Here is a 6,075-nt window from a genome sequence, read left to right as displayed (position 1 = left end):
TGTTGATGAAAGTGGTAATCCTGTAGCTAATGCTAGAGTTTCTGTTTCTGTAGGTGGTAAAATACATAGTGTTACTACAAATAATCTTGGTAAATGGAGTTTGTATTATACTCCAACTAAAATTGGCTCTATTTTAGTTAAAGTTAGCTGGTTAGGAAATGAATCGTATTATGGGTTTACAAATAATGCTAAATTTTCTGTTAAATCTCCAGATATTCGTTTAATTAAGAGGGTAAATAATAAAGCTGTTAGACATGGTAATATTGTTTATATTAAAACTTTAACCTTTAAAAACTTTGGAATTTCTGGTTTACAGACTTTAAATGCTAAAATACTTTATAAAAACTTTAAATACAAACTATTGAAGATTTATAATAAAAACATTAAATATAAATATTCTCATAGTAAAATAAAATTCAAAACTAGTCTGCAATATGGTAAGATTTTTAAACTAAAGATTAAAGTATATAGGCCAATAAAATAAAAAAATTTTTTAATTAGTAGAAGGTGAATTTTGATAGAAAATTTTATTTTTTATCAATAGCTATCCTTTTTTTTCTTTTTTTTCTTTTTTTACATTTTCTAAAATTATTATTTATTTTTGCACTATTCATTTTTAGATTATTTATAAAAAAATAAATAGAAGATATCATAAATATTATAATATGAATAATAGAAGTTATTATATTTTAATAATAGGATTACTCATATTGTCTGCTGTAACTTTTATATTAGATGGGTATGGCTTTGAGTTAGGGGATATAATAGCAATTTCATCTTCTTTTATTGCATTTATGGGTCTAATTTACACTAATTATAGAAATGATTTGATGGTTAGAAAACAAGTTATAAAAGCTGATGAAAGATTGCAAATTCAGCTAAAAACAGAAGTTGAAAACTTAGCAAAAGAACTTGATAATCAAGATGAAAGGTTGAAAAAAGAACTTTATGAACAAAAAGAAATAATTGATGAACAGTTAAGATATAGTGAGAAAAATTTAAAACTTGAACTAAGATACAAAGATAAGGAAAGAGTTTTATTGGACCTATTTGATCTTTTATTTAAAAATAAAGGCTCTTTAAATGATATTGAGTTAAATTCACTTAATTTATCTATTGATAATGTAATTGAAAGTAGAAAAAATATTTATTATAGTTTTGAGATTACTCGCCATAATATTCATGATTTTTATTTTATTCCTAAAGATATTAGGGAAATGATGAATGAATACTGTACTACAATTAATAATATTAAAGATAAAACTTCTAAAAGTCCTGATTTTACTAAGGATAAATCACTTATTTTAAATTCAAAACTACTTAAATATCTAAATGAAATTTATGAAGCTGTTGAAAAGGAATTAGGAATAAAAATGGACAGATTTGATTAATGACTTTATATTTGTTACTCAATAATTTTATTTTTTCTAATTTTATATGACTCAAGTAATATTTTTATTTTCAATTTTTTATTTTCAATTATAAATAAAAAAATATAGGGTTATATATTATAAAATAATTTAATATGAATATAATCTAATATTGATTTAATTAATATTCATATGAATTTATATTATATGGATATTTAAAGATAAATATTAATAGTTAACTTTGATTATATTAGTTTAAACTAATATTTTATTAAAATAACTTTATTAAATATAACATTCTTATTAAAATGACTTTATTAAAACAATATTTTAAAAGAGTATTCTCTTAAAAGAGTATTCTCAATTAAATAACTTCATTTAACTAATATTTTAAAAAAAATATTTTTATTAAAATAACATTTTTATTATTTATATAAATTAAATAATTAATGTAGGTGTATTTTATGGATAAAAAATTAATAATTAATGCACGCAAACCTAAAGGTAAATTAGGCTCTGAAATGATTGAAAAAATGAATGAATCTCATGAAAGCTTAGCTAAATGGGGAGTTAGTCATTTAAATATTGAAAATGATTACAATATATTAGATATTGGTTGTGGTGGGGGAGTTAATGTGAATAGATTTAGTGAAATGGCCCCTAATGGAAAAGTATATGGAATAGATTACTCAGAGCTTAGTGTTGAAAAATCTAAAAATTATAATAGAAAAGCCATAACTGAAGGAAAAGTTGAGATAATACAAGGTTCTGTTTCAGAACTTCCATTTGAAAATGAAACTTTTAATATTGTCACTGGATTTGAAACAGTTTACTTTTGGCCAGACTTTATTGAAGACTTGAAAGAAGTTAAAAGAGTACTAAAAAAAGAAGGTAAAATTTTTATTTGTAATGAAGCAGTGGGAGAAGAACATATTCTTGAAAAAATGAGTGAATATATTGAATTACTTGATATGAGAATTTATTCTGAAGATGACTTCAAATCAGCTTTAACTGATGTTGGTTTTAAGGATATAAAAATATATAGAAAAAACAAAGGTAATAATTGGATTTGTGCTATAGCTACAAAAAAATAATGAAATTTAGATTTCAAATTATTTTTAAAGATTAATTTATTTTATTTATTATTTTATTTATTATTTTATTTGACATTTTATTTTTCATAATACCTTTTTAAAATATAATTATTACTATAATAAAAATTATAATGTTAAAATACTTAATTTTATAAAGAGTTTCAATGGGTTTTGATTACTTTTTTATATATTTTTTAGAAAATTGTTTATATAATAAAAATAAATTGATTTTAGTATAAACTTTGTAAATTTTTTTATGTTTCTAGATTTTTAATTTTTGTTTAATTTTTTATTTTTTAATATTTTGGTGATTTTTTGAATTGGAGTAATTTTCTGTCTATTTTTAGAATTATATTAGCACCATCAATTTTATTCTTTCAAGCGTTTAGTATTTTCTTTTTTATGATATATTCATTATGTGGACTTACTGATATTTTAGATGGGTATATTGCCCGTAAAACTGATTCTGTAACAAATTTAGGTGCTAAATTAGATACTATTGGTGATATTGTATTTATGGCTTCTGTAGTAATTGTTGTATTGCCAGTAATAGAAATTCCAAAAATTATATGGATTTGGATTATTATAATATTCATAATAAGGATAATTTCTATGGTTATTAGTTATTATAAATATAATGTATTTTCCATGTTACATACTATTGGTAATAAATTAACAGGTTTTATATTATTTGTCTTTGTTTATTTATATCCATTTATGGATTTAACAATTTTAACATCATTAATCTGTATTTTAGCCACTTATTCTTCAATAGAAGAACTTATAATTCATATAAAGTCAAAAGATTTGAATGTTGATGTTAGGGGATTATTTTAAAAAATTAATTATATTCCTAAAAATTAATTATTTATATTAATTTTATTTTTAATAATTTCCTTTTTAATAATTTTTATTATTTTTGTTTTTATTGTTATTTCTAATTTTCTTAGATTTTCAAATTTTTATTATAGTATTATTTTAATTTTTTTATTAATTCTGCTTATTTTTTATCTTTTAATAATTTTCCGCTAATTTTATATATTTCGTATAATATTCTATATTATAATAATAATCATAATTAAATTAACTAAATATTTTATTTATTATATTAAAAATAGAATATAAGCTATTAAATATCACTTATTTTTTTAATATTGTTTTATTCAATAAAAACTCAATTATATCCTATAAAAAATATAGATTGACCTTAGTGTTTAAATATGATAACAATTAATCTATATATGCTCAAATTTTTTATAATATTGTTAGGAATATATCTAACATTTTAAATATTTTAAGAACTTGTAGCTTTTTATGAATATAAATTATATTAAATATAAAACAGTTAAAGATAAAAAAAATGGTGAAAATATGGCATATGAGAAAACATTTGCTAATCCTGCTCCATTAGGTCTTTTTGGATTTGGGATTACTACATTACTACTTAGTCTACATAATGCAGGAATCATTGAATTATCAATGGTCATTTTAGCAGCTGCAACTTGTTTGGGAGGAATAGCTCAAATTATTGCAGGGATTTTTGAAATGAAATTCCAAAACACTTTCGGTGCGACGGTATTTGTTTCGTTTGGATTTTTCTGGCTTTCGATGGTTTTAATTTGGATTTTGCCAGGCATTGGAGGAGTTCAACCTGCTGATCCTATATCAATGGGATTCTATTTGTTTATATTTGGTTGTTTCACAAGTTTGATGTTTGTGAGCTCTTTAAAACATACTAAAATTCTTCAATTATTATTTGCTTTAGTATCTATTTTATTCTTCTTATTAGCTATTGCTGATTTTACTGAAATAGGTATTATAAAATTAATAGGTGGGTATTTAGGCATATTATTAGGTGCAGCAGCTATATATGGTTGTATTGGCCAAATTATTAATAATGATTGGGAAAAAGATATTTTTAAGTTATAGTATTTAATTCTATAATTTTTATTTTTATTTTTTGAATATTAATTTCCTATTTTTAATGATATATTTTTTCCTGATTTCTAGATTTTTTTTAAAGTATATGGAGTATATTTAAAGACTATATCATTTAAAGACTATATCATTTAAGGACTATTATCATTTAAGGACTATTATCATTTAAGGAATATTATCATTTTAATAATAAATAATATTATTTTAATAGTCATAATTGGATATAAAATAAAATTTAATATATCTATGATTTTTTTGATTTTTGTAAAAATAATTATTAATTATTGGAGTATATTTATAATATTTATGAACATTATAAAAAATATTTTATATAAAAATTGTAGAATAATTAATAATAATATAAAAATAATAATATAAATATTAATTTATTAGTAGTATAAATATTAATTTTAATAGTAATATAAAATAGTAATATAAAATAATAATAAAATTTTATAATATTATTTTATTTATTAATATTATTGTAATATATCTTTAGTAGCTAATATTATATTTAGTAGATAATATTATATTTAGATGATATTTTTATTATTAGAATATATTTTTTGATTAGTTGATATCATATAATTAATTTAAGCTTTAATTTAACAACTTTAGGAAAGCAATTTCATGAAAAATAGAAATAATAAAAATAAGGTTAATAAATGTGATAATCTTCCTTTTTATCTTCCAAATTCATGGGATTGTTTAGAAGCTAAAGGTCCCGGTCCTTTTGTAACAAAAGCTATATTAAGAAATTCAGATGGAGAAATAATATATTGGGATTCTCGTCATAATCGGAAACATAATATTAAATTGGATATTGATATTGGTTCTACTTGGTGGGCTCCTAAATCTATCGGTTGGTGGATTGGCGTACTTTTTTCAATAGGAGCTATTTGTTTTGCTCTTGGAGCTGTTCCAGGTTATTTAAAATTAGTTGGAAATACATATGATGCATTAACTTATTTTATAGGGTCTATATTTTTTACATCTGCTGCTTTTTTACAATATATTGAAGAGATAAACAGTTCTAATACTTTATCTAAGAAAAAATTGAAATTTAAAATTTTTGTTTTTATGCCTCGTCGTCTTAGTTGGTGGTCTGTCTTCATTCAACTTTTAGGAACATTATTTTTTAATTTAACAACTTTTGCAGCGATTTTTACAAATTTAAGTGTAAATCAATTAATAAATTTAGTTTGGGTTCCAGATATGTATGGATCAATATGTTTTTTAATTGCAAGTTTTTTAGCTTGGATAGAAATTTCCAATGGCATTTTTTCATGGAATCCTAATAGTTTTTCATGGAATGTATCTGGATTTAATGTTTTAGGTTCTATTTTTTTCGCTATCTCTGCAATCGGTGCTATTATTATTCCAAGCACTGGTTTATATCTCAGTGCATTTCTAGTAAATATTGGAACATTTTTAGGCGCATTATGCTTTTTATTTGCAGCTATTCTTTTATTACCTGAAAGAATATATGAAAAAATTAATAATAATTAGTTTTTCTTTTAGCTTTTTGTTTGCTTATTTTTTCTTGGGTTTTTGTTTTTTTTCTTGGTTTTTGGGCTTTTTGTGGTGTTTTTTGTGTGGGTGTTTTTTGTGTTTTTTGTGTAATATTTTTTGTTGGGTTTTGTTGTTGTTGTGGGTTTGGGTATTGGTTGTGC

The 6,075-nt window shown here is 21.5% G+C and carries 6 protein-coding genes; all 6 read left to right on the top strand.

The window, feature by feature from the left end; translation table 11 throughout:
• Positions 1 to 484 (top strand): carboxypeptidase-like regulatory domain-containing protein (locus Q0087_RS07005; RefSeq protein ID WP_297898970.1); only part of this gene is annotated, 484 nt, incomplete at its 5' end.
• Positions 485 to 665: 181 nt separating this feature from the next.
• Complete coding sequence (locus tag Q0087_RS07000; RefSeq protein ID WP_297898969.1) at positions 666 to 1,391, top strand: hypothetical protein; 726 nt, start codon at positions 666 to 668, stop codon at positions 1,389 to 1,391.
• Between the two features lie 443 nt (positions 1,392 to 1,834).
• Positions 1,835 to 2,464, top strand: a complete 630-nt coding sequence (locus Q0087_RS06995) for a class I SAM-dependent methyltransferase (RefSeq protein WP_297898968.1) — start codon at positions 1,835 to 1,837, stop codon at positions 2,462 to 2,464.
• 315 nt (positions 2,465 to 2,779) lie between these two features.
• On the top strand, positions 2,780 to 3,301 hold the full coding sequence (locus tag Q0087_RS06990) for a CDP-alcohol phosphatidyltransferase family protein (RefSeq protein ID WP_297898967.1): 522 nt from the start codon (positions 2,780 to 2,782) through the stop codon (positions 3,299 to 3,301).
• A gap of 534 nt (positions 3,302 to 3,835) precedes the next feature.
• Positions 3,836 to 4,393 carry an acetate uptake transporter gene (locus Q0087_RS06985; RefSeq protein ID WP_297898966.1) on the top strand — a complete coding sequence of 186 codons (558 nt, stop codon included), beginning with the start codon at positions 3,836 to 3,838 and terminating at the stop codon, positions 4,391 to 4,393.
• 639 nt (positions 4,394 to 5,032) lie between these two features.
• On the top strand, positions 5,033 to 5,911 hold the full coding sequence (locus tag Q0087_RS06980; protein ID WP_297898965.1) for a hypothetical protein: 879 nt from the start codon (positions 5,033 to 5,035) through the stop codon (positions 5,909 to 5,911).
• Positions 5,912 to 6,075: the final 164 nt, after the last annotated feature.

This window comes from uncultured Methanobrevibacter sp., from assembly GCF_937881195.1.
In the GTDB taxonomy this organism is placed as follows: domain Archaea; phylum Methanobacteriota; class Methanobacteria; order Methanobacteriales; family Methanobacteriaceae; genus Methanobinarius.
Note: the sequence above shows the minus strand (reverse complement) of the source record. Positions and strands in the feature narration are given on the sequence as shown.